Raw genomic sequence first — 19,249 nt, 5'->3', positions numbered from 1 at the left:
AAAGGAATTAAAATGACGACGAAAAAAGCTGATTACATTTGGTTCAATGGCGAGATGGTTCCGTGGGGAGAAGCAAAGGTTCATGTGATGTCCCACGCTCTGCATTACGGTACTTCCGTGTTCGAAGGTATCCGTTGCTATAACTCGCACAAAGGGCCGGTGGTGTTCCGTCATCGTGAGCACATGCAGCGTCTGCGTGATTCAGCCAAAATTTATCGCTTCCCGGTTTCTCAAAGCATTGATGAACTGATGGAAGCTTGCCGTCAGGTGATTCGCAAAAACAACCTGACCAGCGCCTATATTCGTCCGTTGGTGTTCGTTGGTGACGTAGGTATGGGCGTTAACCCGCCGGATGGTTACACCACTGATGTGATCATCGCAGCTTTTCCCTGGGGGGCATACCTCGGCGCAGAAGCGTTGGATCAGGGAATCGACGCGATGGTTTCCTCCTGGAACCGCGTTGCACCGAATACCATCCCGACGGCGGCAAAAGCTGGTGGTAACTACCTTTCTTCTCTGCTGGTTGGCAGTGAAGCACGTCGTCATGGTTATCAGGAAGGTATTGCGCTGGATGTGAATGGCTATATTTCTGAAGGTGCGGGTGAAAATCTGTTTGAAGTGAAAGATGGCATCCTGTTCACTCCGCCATTTACCTCCTCCGCGCTGCCGGGTATCACCCGTGACGCCATCATCAAGCTGGCGAAAGACCTCGGTATTGAAGTTCGCGAGCAGACCCTGTCCCGCGAATCGCTGTACCTGGCCGATGAAGTATTCATGTCCGGTACCGCAGCCGAAATCACGCCGGTTCGCAGCGTGGATGGTATCCAGGTAGGCGAAGGCCGCTGTGGCCCGGTCACCAAACGTATTCAGCAAGCATTCTTTGGCCTTTTTACCGGTGAAACCGAAGATAAATGGGGCTGGTTGGATCAGGTTAATAACTAAGTATAAAAGATGGGGCGGCACGCAACGCCCCATTTAACAGAAACTGGGAGTAACTAAAGCATGCCTAAGTACCGTTCCGCCACCACCACCCACGGGCGTAATATGGCGGGTGCCCGCGCGCTGTGGCGCGCCACCGGGATGACAGACGCCGATTTCGGTAAACCGATCATTGCCGTCGTGAACTCGTTTACCCAGTTCGTGCCCGGGCACGTGCATTTGCGCGATCTCGGTAAGCTGGTTGCTGAGCAAATTGAAGCCTCCGGCGGTGTGGCGAAAGAGTTTAATACCATTGCCGTGGATGACGGTATCGCCATGGGTCACGGCGGCATGCTTTATTCACTGCCATCGCGCGAACTGATCGCGGACTCCGTTGAATACATGGTGAATGCCCACTGCGCCGATGCCATGGTGTGTATCTCCAACTGTGACAAAATCACCCCGGGGATGCTGATGGCATCACTGCGCCTGAACATTCCGGTCATCTTCGTTTCCGGCGGCCCGATGGAAGCCGGTAAAACCAAGCTGTCCGACAAAATCATCAAGCTCGACCTGGTCGATGCGATGATTCAGGGTGCGGACCCGAAAGTGTCTGATTCGCAGAGCGAACAGGTAGAACGCTCTGCCTGTCCGACCTGCGGCTCCTGCTCCGGTATGTTCACCGCTAACTCAATGAACTGTCTGACCGAAGCGCTGGGCCTGTCTCAGCCGGGTAATGGTTCGCTGCTGGCGACCCATGCCGATCGTAAAGATCTGTTCCTCACCGCAGGCCAGCGCATCGTTGAACTGACCAAACGCTACTACGAGCAGAACGATGCTTCCGCGCTGCCACGCAACATTGCCAGCAAAGCGGCATTTGAGAACGCAATGACCCTGGATATCGCCATGGGTGGTTCAACCAATACCGTTCTGCATTTGCTGGCGGCGGCGCAAGAAGCAGAAATCGACTTCACCATGAGCGACATCGACAAGCTGTCCCGTAAAGTGCCGCAGCTGTGTAAGGTTGCGCCGAGCACGGAGAAATACCATATGGAAGATGTTCATCGTGCCGGTGGCGTACTGGGGATCCTCGGCGAGCTGGACAGAGCAGGTCTGTTGAACCGCGACGTGAAAAACGTGCTCGGTTTGACGCTGCCGCAGACGCTGGAGCAGTACGACATCACGGTAACCCAGGATGAGGCGGTGAAAAAAATGTTCCGCGCTGGTCCTGCGGGTATCCGCACAACGCAGGCCTTCTCGCAGGATTGCCGTTGGGATTCGCTGGATGATGATCGCGCTGAGGGCTGTATCCGTTCTCTGGAACATGCCTACAGCAAAGACGGCGGCCTGGCCGTTCTGTACGGTAACTTCGCCGAAAACGGCTGCATCGTAAAAACCGCAGGCGTGGATGACAGTATCCTGAAATTCACTGGTCCGGCAAAAGTGTACGAAAGCCAGGATGACGCAGTTGAAGCGATCCTCGGCGGTAAGGTTGTGGCGGGTGATGTTGTGGTTATCCGTTACGAAGGGCCAAAAGGTGGGCCGGGCATGCAGGAGATGCTGTATCCGACGACCTTCCTGAAATCCATGGGCCTGGGTAAAGCTTGTGCGCTGGTAACTGATGGTCGTTTCTCGGGCGGTACCTCTGGTCTCTCCATTGGTCACGTGTCTCCGGAAGCGGCGAGCGGCGGCAATATTGCCATCATTGAGGATGGCGACATGATTGCTATCGATATCCCAAATCGCGGTATTCAACTGCAACTGAGCGATGCTGAAATTGCGGCACGCCGTGAAGCGCAGGAAGCCCGTGGCGCCCAGGCCTGGACGCCGAAATCTCGCGAACGTCAGGTTTCCTTCGCGTTGCGTGCATACGCCAGCCTCGCTACCAGTGCAGACAAAGGCGCAGTACGCGATAAATCCAAACTGGGTGGCTAATCATGGCAGATTCACAACCCCTATCCGGCTCCCCTGAGGGGGCCGAGTATCTACGCGCGGTGCTGCGTGCACCCGTGTATGAAGCGGTGCAGGTTACCCCCCTGCAAAAAATGGAAAAACTCTCTTCGCGCCTCGACAACATTGTGCTGGTGAAGCGTGAAGACCGTCAGCCGGTACATAGCTTTAAGCTTCGTGGCGCTTACGCCATGATGGCGGGATTAACCGCTGAGCAGAAAGCCCGCGGTGTGATCACCGCATCGGCAGGCAACCATGCACAGGGCGTGGCCTATTCTTCCGCGCGCCTTGGCGTCAAAGCCTTGATCGTGATGCCAACCGCAACCGCGGAGATCAAAGTGGATGCGGTGCGGGGTTTTGGCGGCGAAGTGCTGCTCCACGGGGCCAATTTTGATGAGGCGAAAGCCAAAGCGCTTGAGCTCTCTCAGCAGCAGGGCTTCACCTGGGTGCCGCCGTTTGATCATCCGATGGTGATTGCCGGGCAAGGTACTCTGGCGCTGGAACTGTTGCAGCAGGATGCCCATATCGATCGCGTTTTTGTGCCGGTTGGCGGCGGCGGTCTGGCGGCGGGCGTAGCCGTGCTGATCAAACAGCTGATGCCGCAAATCAAAGTCATTGCCGTTGAAGCCGAAGATTCAGCCTGCCTGAAAGCGGCGCTGGATGCCGGGCATCCGGTGGATCTGCCGCGTGTGGGGCTGTTTGCCGAAGGTGTTGCCGTCAAACGTATTGGCGATGAGACTTTCCGTCTGTGCCAGGAATACCTCGATGACATCGTGACGGTCGACAGTGACGCCATCTGCGCGGCTATGAAAGACCTGTTTGAAGACGTTCGCGCAGTGGCTGAACCGTCCGGCGCACTGGCGCTGGCTGGGATGAAGAAGTATGTCGCTCAGCACAAGATCCGTGGTGAACGTCTGGCGCATGTACTGTCCGGCGCTAACGTGAATTTCCACGGTCTGCGTTATGTTTCCGAACGCTGTGAGCTGGGTGAACAACGCGAAGCGCTGCTGGCGGTGACGATTCCGGAAGAGAAGGGGAGCTTCCTGAAATTCTGTCAGCTGTTAGGCGGTCGCTCGGTCACGGAGTTCAACTACCGCTTTGCCGATGCGAAAGATGCCTGCATTTTCGTCGGCGTACGGTTAAGCCGCGGGCTGGAAGAACGTCAAGAGATTCTGCAACTGCTGAACGAAGGCGGTTACAGCGTGGTGGATCTGTCCGATGACGAAATGGCGAAGCTGCATGTGCGCTATATGGTCGGTGGCCGTCCCTCGAAACCACTTACCGAGAGACTTTTCAGCTTCGAGTTTCCGGAATCACCCGGCGCGCTGCTGAAATTCCTGCACACGCTGGGTACACACTGGAATATCTCGCTGTTTCACTACCGCAGCCACGGTACTGACTATGGTCGCGTACTGGCGGCGTTCGAGCTGGGCGACCATGAGCCGGATTTTGAAACCCGCCTCAATGAGCTTGGCTACGACTGCCATGATGAGACCAATAACCCGGCATTTCGCTTTTTCCTTGCGGGCTAGCGTCAGGCTGAAAAAAACAAGGCACGATATTTCGTGCCTTGTTTGTCTGGCGGGCCCGGCGGCATAATGCGCCAGAACATTTCCGCTAAAACAGGTGAAGCATATGGCAGGACGCTTTCAGGGGTTTGCGCAGGAAGGGCTCGACTTCCTCCAGCAAGTCCGTATCGAAAACGATAAGACCTGGTTTGAAGAGCATCGTTTTATCTATGACCGTAGTGTCCTCACCCCTTTTCGTGCGCTGGTGGATGACCTGGCTCCCGCGATGCTGGAAATTGATTCGCTGCTGGAAACACGCCCGGCGATCGGCAAGACCCTGTCGCGTATTCATCGCGATACCCGTTTTTCTCACGACAAATCTCTTTATCGCAGCCGAATGTGGCTGACCTTCAAACGCCCGGCAAAGAACTGGACGGATGCGCCGGTTTACTTTTTCGAAATCAGTCCGGACACCCTGCGCTACGGCGTGGGGTATTACAGCGCCAGCAAATCGACGATGGACCTTTTTCGCCATACGTTGAAGCAACGACCGGCGCAGTTTCTGGCGATAGCTGACGAATGCTGCCAGCCGCCGTTTGCGCTGGAGGCTGAGCGTTATAAGCGGCCGCTTGTGAAAGATCTCGATCCGGCGATGGCCAACTGGTATCAGTGCAAAACGTTCGCGGTCATGGTGACCGATAACGACGTGGAAAAGCTGTTCCACGCCGGGTTAGTTAATCTTCTGGCAGAGGGGTTTCGTCAACTGGAACCGTTGTATCAATGGCTGATGACAGTGGAAACGATGAAACAAATCGATCCCGATGATTTATAAATCCACACCGCAAGGATAAGCGAGAAGGGACATGCCTTGTGTCACTTCATCACCGTCCCTCGTACATACTTATCCAGCTTATCCGATTCATAAAAGCTGACGCATTGCGCCAGCACGTTATTAGCCGTTTGGGCATGATCAGGATGTAATGACATGGTTAGCTTGTTGAAATTTTCCGTCTCTTTAGCGACGAATTTCTGAAATTCCTTCCAGACGCCGGCATTGTCTAATGCGTAGCTCTCGACAAGGAATGATGCATCCTGCGAGGGGGCTGATTTTGTGCCCTCTGGCGTCCGGGCCTGGTAATTCGCCACCAGGCATTGTTTCAGCGCCAGATGTTTTACATCCTGTACCGTAACGTCCTTTGGTTTAGCCTGGGCAGTACAGCATGCCGCAAGGGCTACAGTTAACAACAGGACCTGTATACGCATCATTTTCTCCTTATTTAGCCTGAACAATTTCCCAGAATGCATTAATCAGTGGCTCATGCAGCCGCTTTTTCGGCGCACAAACGCCCAGTTCGAAGGGGGTTTTTTCATCACTGCGCTCCAGAATCATGACACGGTTGCGTACGGGTTCAGGGCTATTTTCCAGCACTACTTCTGGGATTAGCGCCACGCCACAGCCGAGCGCCACCATGGAAACCATCGCCTCATGGCCGCCTACTGTTGCGTAAATTGATGGATTACTGATTTTATGGCGACGAAACCAGAGTTCAATACGGCGGCGTACGGGGCCTTGATCGGCCATGATAAACGGCACTGTGGCCCAGTCAGGACTTTCCACAGAGACCTGATTGCGAACAGGACAAGGCAGTGCCGGGGCAATCAATACCACTGCCAGATTCTCCAGCATAGAAAACGCCACTGCGCCAGGCAACGTTTCCGGTTTCCCGGCAATCGCCAGGTCGGCTTCTCCCGTAACCACTTTTTCCATCGCATCGGCGGCGTCACCGGTGGTGAGCTTGATTTCTACCGAAGGATGCGCGGCGCGGAAGCGATCGAGAATCGGTGGCAGATGGCTGTAGGCGGCCGTGACCGAACAGAAGATATGCAACTCACCTGACAACGACGGGCCTTTCTGATCGATGGCGTGGCGCAGTTGCTGATACTGCAATAAAGTTTGATGAGCAAATGCCCGCAACTCTTCGCCCGCTTCGGTGAGCGTAACGGTGCGGTTATCACGGACAAAAAGCGCCTGACCGAGATCTTCTTCCAGACGCTGAATCTGTCTGGAAAGTGTGGAAGGACTGACGTGCATGGCGCGTGCACTGCGGCCGAAGTGGCGGCTCTCCGCCAGATGCAGGAAGGTTTTCAGGTCGCGTAAATCCATGAGACAGACTCCACATTTTTACGTTGCATAAATTGCAATGTCACATTGTTAATATATCAATTTAAGCAACACATTTCCTGTTGTAATGTGGGTACATTCTCGCACTACAGCGAACCTAATAACAAAAGCACGACACATCGACGAGGAATCACCATGGCTAACTACTTTAATACACTGAACCTGCGCCAGCAGCTGGCGCAACTGGGTAAATGCCGCTTTATGGCGCGCGACGAATTCGCCGATGGCGCAAGCTACCTGCAGGGTAAAAAAGTGGTCATTGTCGGTTGTGGTGCGCAAGGCCTGAACCAGGGTCTGAATATGCGTGACTCCGGTCTGGATATCTCCTATGCGCTGCGCGCAGAAGCGATTGCGGAAAAACGCGCGTCCTGGCGCAAAGCAACCGAGAACGGTTTCAAAGTGGGGACTTACGAAGAACTGATCCCGCAGGCGGATCTGGTGGTTAACCTGACGCCGGACAAACAGCACTCTGACGTTGTGCGTTCCGTACAGCCGCTGATGAAAGATGGCGCAGCGCTGGGTTACTCCCACGGCTTCAACATCGTGGAAGTCGGCGAGCAGATCCGTAAAGACATCACCGTCGTGATGGTGGCGCCGAAATGCCCGGGTACCGAAGTGCGTGAAGAGTACAAACGTGGTTTCGGCGTGCCGACCCTGATTGCGGTTCACCCGGAAAACGATCCGAAAGGCGAAGGTATGGCCATCGCTAAAGCCTGGGCTGCGGCCACCGGCGGTCACCGTGCGGGCGTGCTGGAATCCTCCTTCGTGGCAGAAGTGAAATCTGACCTGATGGGCGAACAGACTATCCTGTGCGGCATGCTGCAGGCGGGTTCTCTGCTGTGCTTCGACAAGCTGGTGGCAGAAGGTACCGACCCGGCATACGCCGAAAAACTGATTCAGTTCGGCTGGGAAACCATCACCGAAGCGCTGAAACAAGGCGGTATTACCCTGATGATGGACCGTCTGTCTAATCCGGCAAAACTGCGTGCTTACGCGCTGTCCGAACAGCTCAAAGAGATCATGGCACCGCTGTTCCAGAAACATATGGATGACATCATCTCTGGTGAATTCTCTTCTGGCATGATGGCGGACTGGGCCAACGACGATAAGAAACTGCTGACCTGGCGTGAAGAGACCGGTAAAACCGCGTTCGAAACCGCACCGCAGTTTGAAGGTAAAATTGGCGAGCAGGAGTACTTCGACAAAGGCGTTCTGATGATCGCAATGGTGAAAGCGGGCGTTGAGCTGGCGTTTGAAACCATGGTGGATTCCGGCATCATCGAAGAATCCGCTTACTACGAATCGCTGCACGAGTTGCCGCTGATCGCGAACACCATCGCTCGTAAGCGTCTGTACGAAATGAACGTAGTTATCTCCGATACCGCAGAATACGGTAACTACCTGTTCTCTTACGCTTGTGTACCGCTGTTGAAAGAGTTTATGACTACCCTGCAGACGGGCGATCTGGGTCAGGCTATTGCAGAAGGTTCCGTAGATAACGCACAGTTGCGCGATGTTAACGAAGCCATTCAGTCTCACCCGATTGAAGCGGTTGGTAAGAAACTGCGTGGCTATATGACCGATATGAAACGTATCGCGGTCGCGGGTTAAGTTTGAACATCGGGTAACCCTCCGGTTACCCCTTAAAATGTCCTGTTTCTAAAAAGCCTGATGAGCGCATGCGCCGTCAGGTTTTTTTTCGTCGGTCGGAAAATAATCTGCGGCAAGTATTGTTATAGTGTAACTTATGTAATATCGTAAGTTACATGAAAATAAACAACTCATTCTCAGCAACACTCCACATCCTGCTGCATATGGAGCAGGCGGATAAACCGATGACATCGGAACAGATGGCCGCTTATATCGACGGCAACCCGGCGTTCATTCGTAAGCTTCTCGCCGGGCTTCGGGAAAATCAGATTGTGTGTGCAACAAAAGGTCACCACGGTGGCTGGCGGCTTTGTCGTCCCGCCAGCGAGGTCACACTCCACGATATCTATATCGCTTTGGGTTCTCCGGCGCTGTTTGCGCTGGGAAATCGTAGCGAGAATCCCCAGTGTCTGGTTGAACAAGGGGTTAACCGGGTAATGTCATCCACGCTGGCTGATGCGCAGTCGCTGATTCTGGAGCGTTTTAAAAACCTGACGCTGCAGGACGTGGGGGCAGAATTTATCAGTTACTTCAATGAAAAAGGCCATAACCATGATTTCCACATTAATGACTGAGCTGACGACCTGCCTGATGATTGCACTGGCAGCCAGTAGCATCTCAATGACGGTAACGCAAACAGAACTGTTCGCCGCATTTCGGGAATGGACAACCAAAAAGAATGCAATGTTAGGGCACCTTTTCCATTGCTTTTATTGTCTGAGTCATTGGGTGGTATTTGGCGGGATGCTGGTTTATCGCCCGGCGTTGCTGCAAAGCGGTTTTGCGCTGATTGACTGGGTGATGACGGCGTTTATCACCATTACCCTGACAACGCTGATTAATGGATTGATGTTCAAGGTATTCCAGGCGGCAGTCAGCACGCACGTGATGAAATTCGAAGCGCAAAAGACGCTGCAATCCGATAAATAAAACAAGCCAGCCTCTCATGAACAGAGAGGCTTTATTGCCGAATTATTTCCGGTACAGCACCTTAATGATGTGGTAACCGAACTGGGTATGCAGCGGGCCAGTTGGCTCCAGCTCAGGGCAGGAGAAGACCACTTTATCGAAAGCCGGCACCATCTGACCCTGCTTAAACTCGCCTAAATGACCACCTTTCTTGCCGGAAGGGCAAGTCGAGTGTTTTTTTGCCAGTTTCTCGAAATCGCCGCCATTTTTAAGCTGTTCCAGAAGATCGAGTGCCAGTTTCTCTTCTTTCACCAGAATATGCATTGCTGCCGCTGTTTTTGCCATGATTGCGCCTTGATGAGGTTTATATAAATGCGGGCGCAATAGTAGCACGCGTTAGCGGCGATACAGCACCTTGATGATATGATAACCGAACTTCGTCTTAACCGGGCCAAAAGGGGTGAGCAGTGGGCAACTGAACACGGCTTTATCGAATGGTCCTACCATCACGCCCTGTTTGAATTCGCCCAGATCGCCGCCGTTACGTGCCGAAGGGCAGGTGGAATAGCGCTTTGCCAGATGGTCGAAACTCGATCCTTTTTCCAGCTTAGCCATAATTTCCTGCGCCAGTTTTTCAGTTTTCACCAGAATATGCAGCGCTGCCGCTGTCTTCGCCATGTTCACGTTCCGTAGTTAAGAGAAGTCTCCACACTTTACCATTGGCGGGTAAATCTCTGGCAGGCTTTCTGCTACAATCCTTCCCCCGTTCGAAGATTGAGCAATACCTCCATGCGTTTAAATCCTGGCCAACAACAAGCTGTCGAATTTGTTACCGGACCCTGCCTGGTGCTGGCGGGAGCTGGCTCGGGTAAAACCCGTGTGATCACCAATAAAATTGCCCATTTAATTCGAGAGTGCGGCTATCAGGCTCGGCATATTGCGGCGGTTACCTTCACGAACAAAGCCGCGCGCGAAATGAAAGAACGCGTGGCGCAGACGCTCGGGCGTAAAGAAGCGCGCGGGCTGATGATTTCAACATTTCACACGTTGGGCCTGGATATTATTAAGCGGGAGTTTGCCGCGCTGGGGATGAAATCCAATTTCTCCCTCTTTGACGATACCGATCAAGTGGCGCTGCTCAAAGAGCTGACCGAAGGGTTGATCGACGATGACAAAGTGGTGCTGCAACAGCTGATCTCGACGATCTCAAACTGGAAAAATGATCTGCTGACACCCTCCCAGGCAGCGGCAAAAGCGACAGGCGAACGGGATCGTATTTTTGCCCACTGCTACGGTCTTTACGATGCACATCTGAAAGCGTGCAATGTTCTCGACTTCGATGATCTGATTCTGTTACCAACACTCCTGCTACAGCGTAATGAAGAGGTGCGCGAGCGCTGGCAGAATAAAATCCGCTACCTGCTGGTGGATGAGTATCAGGACACCAACACCAGCCAATATGAGCTGGTCAGGCTGCTGGTAGGGCAGCGAGCGCGCTTTACCGTTGTGGGGGATGATGACCAGTCCATCTATTCCTGGCGCGGCGCGCGTCCCCAAAACCTTGTGCTGCTGAACGAAGATTTTCCGGCACTGCGGGTGATAAAGCTCGAGCAAAATTACCGCTCATCGGGACGCATTCTGAAAGCCGCGAACATCCTGATTGCGAATAATCCTCATGTGTTTGAAAAACGCCTTTTTTCTGAACTGGGATACGGTGCTGAGCTTAAGGTTCTGACGGCGAATAATGAGGAACATGAAGCAGAGCGTGTAACCGGTGAATTGATTGCTCATCACTTTATCAACAAGACCGAATATAAGGATTACGCCATCCTCTATCGCGGCAACCACCAGTCGCGTGTGTTCGAAAAATTCCTGATGCAAAACCGTATTCCGTATCGTATTTCGGGGGGCACATCCTTTTTCTCACGCCCCGAGATCAAGGATCTGCTGGCTTACTTACGCATACTCACTAATCAGGATGATGACAGCGCATTCCTGCGTATCGTGAATACGCCGAAGCGCGAAATTGGCCCTGCAACATTACAAAAGCTGGGGGAATGGGCGACAACACGCAACAAAAGCTTGTTTGCCGCCAGCTTTGATATGGGACTCACACAGACCCTGACCGGGCGCGGCTATGAATCACTGACCCGCTTTACCCACTGGCTTGGTGAGATCCAGCGTCTGGCAGAGCGGGAGCCGATCGCTGCCGTGCGCGATTTGATTCATGGTATCGACTATGAATCCTGGCTGTTTGAGACCTCCCCCAGTCCAAAAGCGGCTGAAATGCGGATGAAAAACGTCAACACGCTCTTTACCTGGATGACAGAAATGCTGGAAGGGGATGAACTTAACGAGGCGATGACGCTGGATCAGGTTGTTACCCGCTTTACTCTACGTGACATGATGGAGCGCGGTGAAAGTGATGAAGAGTTGGATCAAGTGCAACTGATGACGCTACACGCCTCAAAAGGGCTGGAGTTTCCGTATGTCTTTATGGTGGGGATGGAAGAGGGCTTCCTGCCGCATCAGAGCAGTATTGACGAAGATAACATTGATGAAGAGCGCCGCCTTGCCTACGTGGGCATTACCCGCGCGCAGAAAGAACTTATCTTCACCTTATGCAAAGAACGCCGTCAGTATGGGGAACTGGTGCGTCCTGAACCGAGCCGATTTTTGCTCGAATTGCCGCAAGATGATGTGATCTGGGAGCAAGAACGTAAGGTCATTACTGCAGAAGAAAGGATGCAAAAGGGACAGGCCAGTATCGCCAATATACGGGCGATGATGGCTAAAGCGAAAGAGAAATGAAATCCCTGCCTCTCTCCCGTCTGTGAGAGGCAGAAACGGTTTATTTCAACTCAAGCGGCCAGTGAACGTAACTTTGCCACTGACTTTCCTGCTCGATAACTTCTGCGCCTAACGGATGACTTTCCAGCCAGCCGTGCGGTAATGCCAGGGTCAATGCCTCCCCGTTGGCAGAAATATCGATCTTAGGCAGGAGATCGTCGCGGCGGCGGCTGGCAAAAATAATCGCCAGGCGCAGTAAGCGACAGAGATGTTCCGCAACGCGCGGCGGAACAGCATTTTGTTGATGCAAAGAAGAGAGATCGACCGGGTTCGTCTGGTTTAATAACAGCGTTGCGAGCAGCTTTTTCTGCGCTGGCGTAAACCCAGGTAAGTCCAGATTGCGTACCAGCCAGGCCGCGTGCAGCGGTGCCTGCTTGAACTCAATGCTTAGACCAATTTCATGCAATTCACTGGCAACTTGCAGAATTTCGATGCTGTAGGCATCTAAATCCCACTCATTAGCGACCGCGCTGGCAAACTGTGTCGCCAGGGTAGAAACCCGTTTCGCCTGGTCGGTGTCGATGATAAAACGGCGCTGGATATTACGCAGCGTGCGGCGGCGGATATCTTGATCAACAGTCAGATGCAGCATGCCATAGACCAGTCCTTCACGCAGCGCGCCGCCGGCCAGTGTCATACTCTGGATATTCATCTCGGTGAAAATAGCGATGAGAATAGCCAGTCCACTTGGAAAAACCAGGGCTCGTTCCAGCGTGAGGCCTTCGATTTCCAGTTCTTCAAGGCGTCCGCACTGGATGGCGCGCTGTTTTAACTGCTGGAGTTTGGGGAGGGTGATACGTTCATCCATCCCCTGCGCCATCATGATTTCCTGCAATGCCTGTACGGTACCAGAAGCGCCGACGCAGACCTGCCAGCCGTGATGACGAAGCGCATCGGCAACCGGGCGTAAAACATCGCGCGCGGCTTTTTCCGCAGCGTCGAAATTTTCCTGGCCAAGATTCCGATCGGTGAAAAACCGTTCAAGCCAGGTTACGCAACCCATGGACAGGCTGAATAGTGATGTAGCCTGGGCACCTGTTCCGGTAACAAGCTCTGTGCTGGCGCCGCCAATATCGACCACGAGTCGCTGATCGGAGCCGCCTGTTGTATGCGCAACGCCCTGATAAATAAGACGTGCTTCTTCTTCTCCGCTGATGACCTGCACCGGGCAGCCGAGGATCTCCTGCGCTCTGCTGATGAATTCACCGGCATTGACTGCCAGACGAAGCGTCGCTGTGGCGACGACACGAATTTGCGCCGGAGGAATATCCTGAAGCCGTTCTGAAAAAAGGCGCAGACACTGCCAGCCGCGCTCCATTGCTTCCTGTGAAAGCACGTTTTCCTGACTCAGGCCCGCAGCCAGGCGAACCTTACGTTTGATGCGGGTAAGCGTCTGGATGCTTCCAGCCACCTCGCGCACAACCAGCATATGAAAACTGTTTGAGCCTAAATCAATAGCCGCATAGAGCGAGGCGGAAGCGAGCATATCTTTAACCTGAACGACGACGATTACGTGGCGCACCGCTGCGGCGCGGACCATTGCCGGAGCGTGTACGCGTCAGGCGTTTCGCGGGTGGCAGATCACTTAACAGGGCATCCGGATTGTACTTGCTCACCGGAATAGAGTGCCCAATGTAGGTTTCAATCGCCGGCAGGTTCAGTGCGTATTCTTCACACGCCAGGCTGATAGAGTGACCGCTGGCACCAGCACGGCCGGTACGGCCAATTCGGTGGACGTAGTCTTCACAGTCGTCCGGCAGATCGTAGTTAAATACGTGCGTCACCGCAGGGATATGCAGACCGCGCGCCGCAACGTCAGTCGCGACCAGAATATCCAGATCGCCGCGAGTGAATTCATCAAGAATACGCAGGCGCTTTTTCTGTGCGACATCGCCCGTCAGCAAACCAACACGATGACCGTCTGCGGCAAGGCTGCCCCAGATATCTTCACAACGGTGTTTGGTGTTGGCAAAGACGATAGCGCGATCCGGCCACTCTTCTTCGATTAAGGTTTGTAGCAGACGCATCTTCTCTTCATTAGAAGGGTAGAAGAGCTCCTCTTTAATACGGTGGCCTGTTTTCTGCTCTGGTTCCACTTCAACGTACTCGGCGTTGTTCATCTGCTCGAAAGCCAGTTCACGTACACGGTAAGAGAGCGTTGCGGAGAAAAGCATATTCAGACGCGCAGTTGCCGGCGGCATGCGGCGGAACAACCAGCGGATATCTTTGATAAAGCCCAGATCGTACATGCGATCGGCTTCATCGAGAACCACGACCTGAATCGCGCCCAGGTTAATATGGTTCTGTTTTGCATAATCGATAAGGCGACCGGTGGTGCCGATAAGGATATCGACGCCGCTTTCAAGCACTTTTAACTGCTTGTCGTAACCGTCGCCGCCATAGGCCAGGCCCAGCTTCATACCGGTGGATTGCGCCAGCGGTTCAGCATCAGCATGGATTTGTACAGCCAATTCACGGGTTGGCGCCATGATAAGCGCGCGCGGCTGATTCACCTTGCGATCATCAATCGCCGGATGAGAAAGAAGATAATGAAACGTTGACGTTAAAAACGCCATCGTTTTGCCAGTACCGGTTTGCGCCTGCCCTGCAACATCACGACCTTCCAGCGTCAGCGGGAGAGCCAGTGCCTGTATGGGCGTACAATTATGAAACCCTTTAGTTTCAAGGGCTTCAATCACCTTAGGGTGCAGGGCGAAGTCGGAAAACTTCTGTTCAGTTAAATGTGTTTTGCTCATAGTGTGGTAGAATATCAGCTTACTATTGCTTTACGAAAGCGTATCCGGTGAAATAAAGTCAACCTTTAGTTGGTTAATGTGGCATCAACACGTTGTTGTTTTATGCTACACCAACACACCAGGCTTATTCCTGTGGAGTTATATATGAGCGATAAAATTATTCACCTGACTGACGATAGTTTTGACACGGATGTACTCAAAGCGGACGGGCTGGTTCTCGTCGATTTCTGGGCAGAGTGGTGCGGTCCGTGCAAAATGATCGCCCCGATCCTGGATGAAGTCGCTAGCGAATACGAAGGTAAACTGACCGTCGCGAAGCTGAATATCGACCAGAATCCAGGTACTGCGCCGAAGTACGGTATCCGTGGTATTCCGACCCTGCTGCTGTTCAAAAACGGCGAAGTGGCTGCGACCAAAGTGGGTGCGCTGTCCAAAGGGCAACTGAAAGAGTTCCTGGACGCTAATCTGGCGTAACTCCTCGAATCTCAGCCGGTGCGCCAGCCTCCTAAATTATGTGGATCGCTGGACGCCCGGCTTCAGTCGTGCTAATTTAGTTTTGACTTCGTTGTAAACATACCTTGTAGTTTGAATCTTGTGTTACCCGACGCTTCCCGTTGAGCTTAGCCTTACGAGAGAAGCGGATAGATTCCGGGCTTGTCACTTTTCCGTCTTGTCGTTTCAGTTCTGCGTATTTACCTTTGACCAGGCAGCGATTGGACATAAGTGATGGCCGTTAACAGGCATGGATGACCCTGCCATACCATTCACAACATTAAGTTCGAGTTTTACCCCGAGTTTAAGAACCCACACCACTATGAATCTTACCGAATTAAAGAATACGCCGGTTTCTGAGCTGATCACTCTCGGCGAAAATATGGGGCTGGAAAACCTGGCCCGTATGCGCAAACAGGACATTATTTTTGCCATCCTGAAGCAGCACGCAAAGAGTGGCGAAGATATCTTTGGCGACGGTGTGCTGGAGATTCTGCAGGATGGATTTGGTTTCCTCCGCTCCGCAGACAGCTCCTACCTCGCCGGTCCTGATGACATCTACGTATCCCCCAGCCAAATCCGTCGTTTCAACCTCCGCACTGGTGACACCATTTCTGGTAAGATTCGTCCTCCAAAAGAGGGTGAACGTTACTTTGCATTGTTGAAAGTTAACGAGGTTAACTACGACAAGCCGGAGAACGCGCGTAATAAGATTCTGTTCGAGAACTTAACGCCGCTGCACGCGAACTCTCGCCTGCGCATGGAACGGGGTAACGGTTCTACCGAAGATTTAACGGCACGTGTCCTGGACCTGGCTTCGCCAATTGGTCGCGGCCAGCGCGGTCTGATTGTTGCACCGCCGAAAGCCGGTAAAACGATGCTGCTGCAGAATATTGCCCAGAGCATTGCCTACAACCACCCGGATTGCGTACTGATGGTTCTGCTCATCGACGAACGTCCGGAAGAAGTGACCGAGATGCAGCGTCTGGTGAAAGGTGAAGTTGTCGCTTCCACTTTTGACGAACCGGCATCTCGTCACGTTCAGGTTGCGGAAATGGTGATTGAGAAGGCGAAACGCCTGGTTGAGCACAAGAAAGACGTTATCATTCTGCTTGACTCCATCACCCGTCTGGCGCGTGCCTACAACACCGTGGTTCCCGCTTCCGGTAAAGTATTGACCGGTGGTGTGGATGCCAACGCCCTGCATCGTCCGAAGCGTTTCTTCGGTGCTGCGCGTAACGTGGAAGAGGGCGGTAGCCTGACTATTATCGCAACGGCGCTTATCGATACCGGTTCCAAAATGGACGAAGTTATCTACGAAGAGTTTAAAGGCACCGGTAACATGGAGCTGCATCTCTCCCGTAAGATCGCTGAAAAACGCGTCTTCCCGGCTATCGATTACAACCGTTCCGGTACCCGTAAGGAAGAGCTGCTTACCACGCAAGAAGAGCTACAGAAAATGTGGATCCTGCGTAAAATCATCCATCCGATGGGTGAAATCGACGCAATGGAGTTCCTCATTAATAAACTGGCAATGACGAAGACGAATGATGAATTCTTCGACATGATGAAGCGCTCTTAATAGAAATAAAGCCAGGAAACGCCACGTTTTTACGTGGCGTTTTTCATTTATGGACTATACGCTATATGCATTGGGACAGGCACCGTCCGCTACAGGCCAGCTCAACACAAATACCTAAGCAATCAATATTCTGCTTGCTTAAGAAACATACTAAAACGCCTGTGAATGACCTGCTTTCTTCTTTTTGGAGCGAGGCATCGTCGTTATACTGCCAGGATTAACATTCGCTGAGAGCATGCATTGTGAATTTACTCACTGCGTTTACTGAATTATTCAGTATTTTCTTATTCACGACCGCATTTTTATTCTTTGCCCGAAAAATGGCGAAGCGCGTCGGTCTGGTGGATAAGCCCAACTTCCGTAAACGGCATCAGGGTTTGATTCCGCTGGTTGGGGGTATCTCAGTGTTCGCAGGTATCTGCTTCACCTTCGGTATTGCTGATTACTACATTCCCCATGCGGTGTTGTATCTGTTCTGCGCCGGGATTCTGGTGTTCGTGGGCGCGCTTGATGACCGCTACGACATCAGTGTCAAAATTCGCGCAATGATTCAGGCACTTGTCGCGATCGTTATGATGTCGGTCGGCAAACTTTATCTCAGTAGTCTGGGCTACATCTTTGGTACCTGGGAAATGGTGCTGGGGCCGTTTGGCTATCTGCTGACGCTCTTTGCCGTCTGGGCTGCCATCAACGCTTTCAACATGGTTGATGGTATTGATGGGTTGCTGGGGGGGTTGTCCTGCGTCTCCTTTGCCGCCATCGGCATCATCTTATGGTTTGATGGTCAAATCAGTCTGGCGATGTGGTGTTTTGCCATGATTGCCGCGATCCTGCCGTACATTATGTTAAACCTCGGGGTACTGGGACGTCGCTATAAAGTCTTTATGGGTGATGCCGGCAGTACCTTTATCGGTTTCACCCTTATCTGGATTTTGCTCGAGACTACGCAGGGTAAGACCCATCCTATTAGCCCGGTTACCGCATTGTGGATTATCGCAATCCCATTAATGGATATGGTGGCGATCATGTATCGTCGCTTGCGCAAAGGAATGAGCCCGTTCTCAGCGGACCGCCAGCATATTCACCACCTTATTATGCGTGCCGGATTTACCTCGCGGCAGGCCTTTGTGTTGATCACGCTGGCGGCGGCGCTACTGGCGTCAGTGGGTGTGTTAACCGAGTACCTTCACTTCATTCCTGAATGGGTGATGTTGGCATTATTTTTGCTATCCTTTTTCTTATATGGCTACTGCATCAAGCGCGCATGGAAAGTGGCGCGGTTGATAAAGCGTGTGAAGCGCAGAATGCGCCGTAACAGCGGTCACAAACCAACCTTAACCAAGTAAATCTGGGAAAGCGATGACTCAACCATTGTCGGGAACACCTACAGCGGGTACGGAAAACGAGCTGGATATTCGTGGTCTGTTTCGTACTTTATGGGCCGGAAAATTATGGATTTGCGGGATTGCGCTACTGTTTGCGTTAATCGCCTTAACGTGGACCTTCTTTGCTCGTCAGGAGTGGGGAGCAACCGCCATCACCGATCGGCCCACGGTAAATATGTTGGGTGGGTTTTATTCACAGCAACAATTTCTGCGTAACCTGGACGTTAAGGCGAATCTCGCACCTGTAGACCAGATTTCTGTCATGGATGAAGCGTATAAAGAGTTTGTGATGCAACTGGCGTCATGGGATACACGGCGTGACTTCTGGATGCAGACGGACTATTTCAAGCAGCGGAAAGTCGGTAACAGCAAAGCGGATGCCGCCATGCTGGATGATTTAATCAATTACATCCAGTACACGCCGGGGGATGTTACGCGCAATCTTAACGACAATGTCAAACTGACGGCTGAAACTGCGCCTGATGCTAACAATTTATTGCGTCAGTATGTGGCGTTTGCCAGCCAGCGCGCTGCGCGCCATCTGAATGATGAGCTTAAAGGTGCGTGGGCGGCTCGTACTATTCAAATGAAAGCGCAGGTGAAACGGCAGGAAGAGGTGGCCAATACCCTTTTCACTCGCCGCGTGAGCAATGTCGAGCAGGCGCTGAAGGTGGCAGAAGAACACAATATCTCCCGCAGTGAAACAGAAGTGCCGGCGGATGAGCTGCCGGATTCGGAAATGTTTTTGTTAGGCCGCCCGATGTTGCAGGCGCGCCTTGAAAATTTGCGTGCGGTAGGGCCTGAGTACGATCTGGACTACTTCCAAAACCGAGCCATGCTTAATACGCTGAATGTGGGCCCGACTCTTGATCCCCGCTTTCAGACTTATCGATATTTGCGCACACCTGAAGAACCGGTAAAACGCGACAGCCCGCGTCGTGCCTTCCTGATGATCATGTGGGGCGTGGTGGGGGCACTCATCGGAGCTGGTGTTGCATTAACGCGTCGTCGATCATTTTGACACGCAGCCTAAGATGAAGGCTTCGTGCCTTCATTACCTAATCGAA

The 19,249-nt window shown here is 52.8% G+C and carries 18 protein-coding genes; 12 read left to right on the top strand and 6 right to left on the bottom strand.

The window, feature by feature from the left end:
• Positions 1-12: 12 nt before the first annotated feature.
• From AB182_RS24320 to AB182_RS24305, 4 genes are all read left to right on the top strand, one after another.
• The gene (locus tag AB182_RS24320; protein ID WP_047372327.1) at positions 13-942 is read left to right on the top strand and encodes a branched-chain amino acid transaminase; all 930 of its coding nucleotides are present in this window, start codon (positions 13-15) and stop codon (positions 940-942) included.
• A gap of 60 nt (positions 943-1,002) precedes the next feature.
• Complete coding sequence (gene ilvD, locus AB182_RS24315; protein ID WP_047372326.1) at positions 1,003-2,853, top strand: dihydroxy-acid dehydratase; 1,851 nt, start codon at positions 1,003-1,005, stop codon at positions 2,851-2,853.
• 2 nt (positions 2,854-2,855) lie between these two features.
• Positions 2,856-4,400 carry a threonine ammonia-lyase, biosynthetic gene (ilvA, locus tag AB182_RS24310; protein ID WP_047372325.1) on the top strand — a complete coding sequence of 515 codons (1,545 nt, stop codon included), beginning with the start codon at positions 2,856-2,858 and terminating at the stop codon, positions 4,398-4,400.
• A 103-nt stretch (positions 4,401-4,503) separates the two neighbouring features.
• Positions 4,504-5,208, top strand: a complete 705-nt coding sequence (locus AB182_RS24305) for a DUF2461 domain-containing protein (RefSeq protein ID WP_047372324.1) — start codon at positions 4,504-4,506, stop codon at positions 5,206-5,208.
• Between the two features lie 41 nt (positions 5,209-5,249).
• Here the strand turns inward: AB182_RS24305 and AB182_RS24300 are convergent, their stop codons facing one another.
• Positions 5,250-5,639 carry a hypothetical protein gene (locus AB182_RS24300; RefSeq protein WP_047372323.1) on the bottom strand — a complete coding sequence of 130 codons (390 nt, stop codon included), beginning with the start codon at positions 5,637-5,639 and terminating at the stop codon, positions 5,250-5,252.
• Between the two features lie 10 nt (positions 5,640-5,649).
• On the bottom strand, positions 5,650-6,540 hold the full coding sequence (gene ilvY, locus AB182_RS24295) for an HTH-type transcriptional activator IlvY (RefSeq protein WP_047372322.1): 891 nt from the start codon (positions 6,538-6,540) through the stop codon (positions 5,650-5,652).
• Positions 6,541-6,693: 153 nt separating this feature from the next.
• On the opposite strand from ilvY, the gene ilvC reads away from it, so the two are divergent.
• The 3 genes from ilvC (at position 6,694) to AB182_RS24280 (ending at position 9,138) form a co-directional block, all read left to right on the top strand.
• On the top strand, positions 6,694-8,169 hold the full coding sequence (gene ilvC, locus AB182_RS24290) for a ketol-acid reductoisomerase (protein ID WP_047372321.1): 1,476 nt from the start codon (positions 6,694-6,696) through the stop codon (positions 8,167-8,169).
• Positions 8,170-8,324: 155 nt separating this feature from the next.
• Positions 8,325-8,783 carry an RrF2 family transcriptional regulator gene (locus tag AB182_RS24285; protein WP_047372320.1) on the top strand — a complete coding sequence of 153 codons (459 nt, stop codon included), beginning with the start codon at positions 8,325-8,327 and terminating at the stop codon, positions 8,781-8,783.
• Complete coding sequence (locus tag AB182_RS24280; protein ID WP_047372319.1) at positions 8,761-9,138, top strand: hypothetical protein; 378 nt, start codon at positions 8,761-8,763, stop codon at positions 9,136-9,138. Before AB182_RS24285 ends, AB182_RS24280 begins: the two co-directional genes overlap by 23 nt.
• Before the next feature lie 42 nt (positions 9,139-9,180).
• On the opposite strand, the gene ppiC (AB182_RS24275) is transcribed toward AB182_RS24280, so the two are convergent.
• Positions 9,181-9,462, bottom strand: coding sequence for a peptidylprolyl isomerase PpiC (ppiC, locus tag AB182_RS24275; RefSeq protein ID WP_039077006.1), 282 nt, complete (start codon positions 9,460-9,462; stop codon positions 9,181-9,183).
• Positions 9,463-9,513: 51 nt separating this feature from the next.
• Positions 9,514-9,795 carry a peptidylprolyl isomerase PpiC gene (ppiC, locus tag AB182_RS24270; RefSeq protein ID WP_047372318.1) on the bottom strand — a complete coding sequence of 94 codons (282 nt, stop codon included), beginning with the start codon at positions 9,793-9,795 and terminating at the stop codon, positions 9,514-9,516.
• A 111-nt stretch (positions 9,796-9,906) separates the two neighbouring features.
• On the opposite strand from ppiC (AB182_RS24270), the gene rep reads away from it, so the two are divergent.
• Positions 9,907-11,928, top strand: a complete 2,022-nt coding sequence (gene rep / locus AB182_RS24265) for a DNA helicase Rep (RefSeq protein WP_047372317.1) — start codon at positions 9,907-9,909, stop codon at positions 11,926-11,928.
• Positions 11,929-11,968: 40 nt separating this feature from the next.
• On the opposite strand, the gene gppA is transcribed toward rep, so the two are convergent.
• Positions 11,969-13,453: a guanosine-5'-triphosphate,3'-diphosphate diphosphatase gene (gppA, locus tag AB182_RS24260; protein ID WP_047372316.1), complete on the bottom strand. Its 1,485-nt coding sequence runs from the start codon at positions 13,451-13,453 to the stop codon at positions 11,969-11,971.
• Between the two features lie 4 nt (positions 13,454-13,457).
• Entirely contained in the window at positions 13,458-14,723 is a 1,266-nt protein-coding gene (rhlB, locus tag AB182_RS24255) for an ATP-dependent RNA helicase RhlB (RefSeq protein WP_047372315.1), read from the bottom strand.
• Between the two features lie 144 nt (positions 14,724-14,867).
• On the opposite strand from rhlB, the gene trxA reads away from it, so the two are divergent.
• The 4 genes from trxA to wzzE all read left to right on the top strand — a co-directional run bounded on the left by trxA (position 14,868) and on the right by wzzE (position 19,203).
• Positions 14,868-15,197: a thioredoxin TrxA gene (gene trxA / locus AB182_RS24250; protein ID WP_039077011.1), complete on the top strand. Its 330-nt coding sequence runs from the start codon at positions 14,868-14,870 to the stop codon at positions 15,195-15,197.
• A gap of 340 nt (positions 15,198-15,537) precedes the next feature.
• A complete protein-coding gene (gene rho, locus AB182_RS24245) occupies positions 15,538-16,797 on the top strand; it encodes a transcription termination factor Rho (RefSeq protein ID WP_023479599.1) in 1,260 nt (419 codons plus the stop codon).
• Positions 16,798-17,039: 242 nt separating this feature from the next.
• Positions 17,040-18,143: a UDP-N-acetylglucosamine--undecaprenyl-phosphate N-acetylglucosaminephosphotransferase gene (gene wecA / locus AB182_RS24240; protein WP_047372314.1), complete on the top strand. Its 1,104-nt coding sequence runs from the start codon at positions 17,040-17,042 to the stop codon at positions 18,141-18,143.
• A 13-nt stretch (positions 18,144-18,156) separates the two neighbouring features.
• Positions 18,157-19,203 (top strand): ECA polysaccharide chain length modulation protein, encoded by a 1,047-nt coding sequence (gene wzzE / locus AB182_RS24235; RefSeq protein WP_047372313.1) that lies wholly within the window; start codon positions 18,157-18,159, stop codon positions 19,201-19,203.
• Positions 19,204-19,249 lie beyond the last annotated feature (46 nt).

It is taken from the genome of Phytobacter ursingii, assembly GCF_001022135.1.
Taxonomy (GTDB): Bacteria; Pseudomonadota; Gammaproteobacteria; order Enterobacterales; family Enterobacteriaceae; genus Phytobacter; species Phytobacter ursingii.
The sequence above is the reverse complement of the archived record's forward strand: the minus strand, read 5'-3'. Positions and strand labels throughout refer to the sequence as shown.

Coding starts and splice junctions, on each gene's coding strand:
- AB182_RS24320 (WP_047372327.1), top strand. CDS start 13: ATGACGACGAAAAAAGCTGATTACATTTGGTTCAATGGCGAGATGGTT.
- ilvD (WP_047372326.1), top strand. CDS start 1,003: ATGCCTAAGTACCGTTCCGCCACCACCACCCACGGGCGTAATATGGCG.
- ilvA (WP_047372325.1), top strand. CDS start 2,856: ATGGCAGATTCACAACCCCTATCCGGCTCCCCTGAGGGGGCCGAGTAT.
- AB182_RS24305 (WP_047372324.1), top strand. CDS start 4,504: ATGGCAGGACGCTTTCAGGGGTTTGCGCAGGAAGGGCTCGACTTCCTC.
- AB182_RS24300 (WP_047372323.1), bottom strand. CDS start 5,639: ATGCGTATACAGGTCCTGTTGTTAACTGTAGCCCTTGCGGCATGCTGT.
- ilvY (WP_047372322.1), bottom strand. CDS start 6,540: ATGGATTTACGCGACCTGAAAACCTTCCTGCATCTGGCGGAGAGCCGC.
- ilvC (WP_047372321.1), top strand. CDS start 6,694: ATGGCTAACTACTTTAATACACTGAACCTGCGCCAGCAGCTGGCGCAA.
- AB182_RS24285 (WP_047372320.1), top strand. CDS start 8,325: ATGAAAATAAACAACTCATTCTCAGCAACACTCCACATCCTGCTGCAT.
- AB182_RS24280 (WP_047372319.1), top strand. CDS start 8,761: ATGATTTCCACATTAATGACTGAGCTGACGACCTGCCTGATGATTGCA.
- ppiC (WP_039077006.1), bottom strand. CDS start 9,462: ATGGCAAAAACAGCGGCAGCAATGCATATTCTGGTGAAAGAAGAGAAA.
- ppiC (WP_047372318.1), bottom strand. CDS start 9,795: ATGGCGAAGACAGCGGCAGCGCTGCATATTCTGGTGAAAACTGAAAAA.
- rep (WP_047372317.1), top strand. CDS start 9,907: ATGCGTTTAAATCCTGGCCAACAACAAGCTGTCGAATTTGTTACCGGA.
- gppA (WP_047372316.1), bottom strand. CDS start 13,453: ATGCTCGCTTCCGCCTCGCTCTATGCGGCTATTGATTTAGGCTCAAAC.
- rhlB (WP_047372315.1), bottom strand. CDS start 14,723: ATGAGCAAAACACATTTAACTGAACAGAAGTTTTCCGACTTCGCCCTG.
- trxA (WP_039077011.1), top strand. CDS start 14,868: ATGAGCGATAAAATTATTCACCTGACTGACGATAGTTTTGACACGGAT.
- rho (WP_023479599.1), top strand. CDS start 15,538: ATGAATCTTACCGAATTAAAGAATACGCCGGTTTCTGAGCTGATCACT.
- wzzE (WP_047372313.1), top strand. CDS start 18,157: ATGACTCAACCATTGTCGGGAACACCTACAGCGGGTACGGAAAACGAG.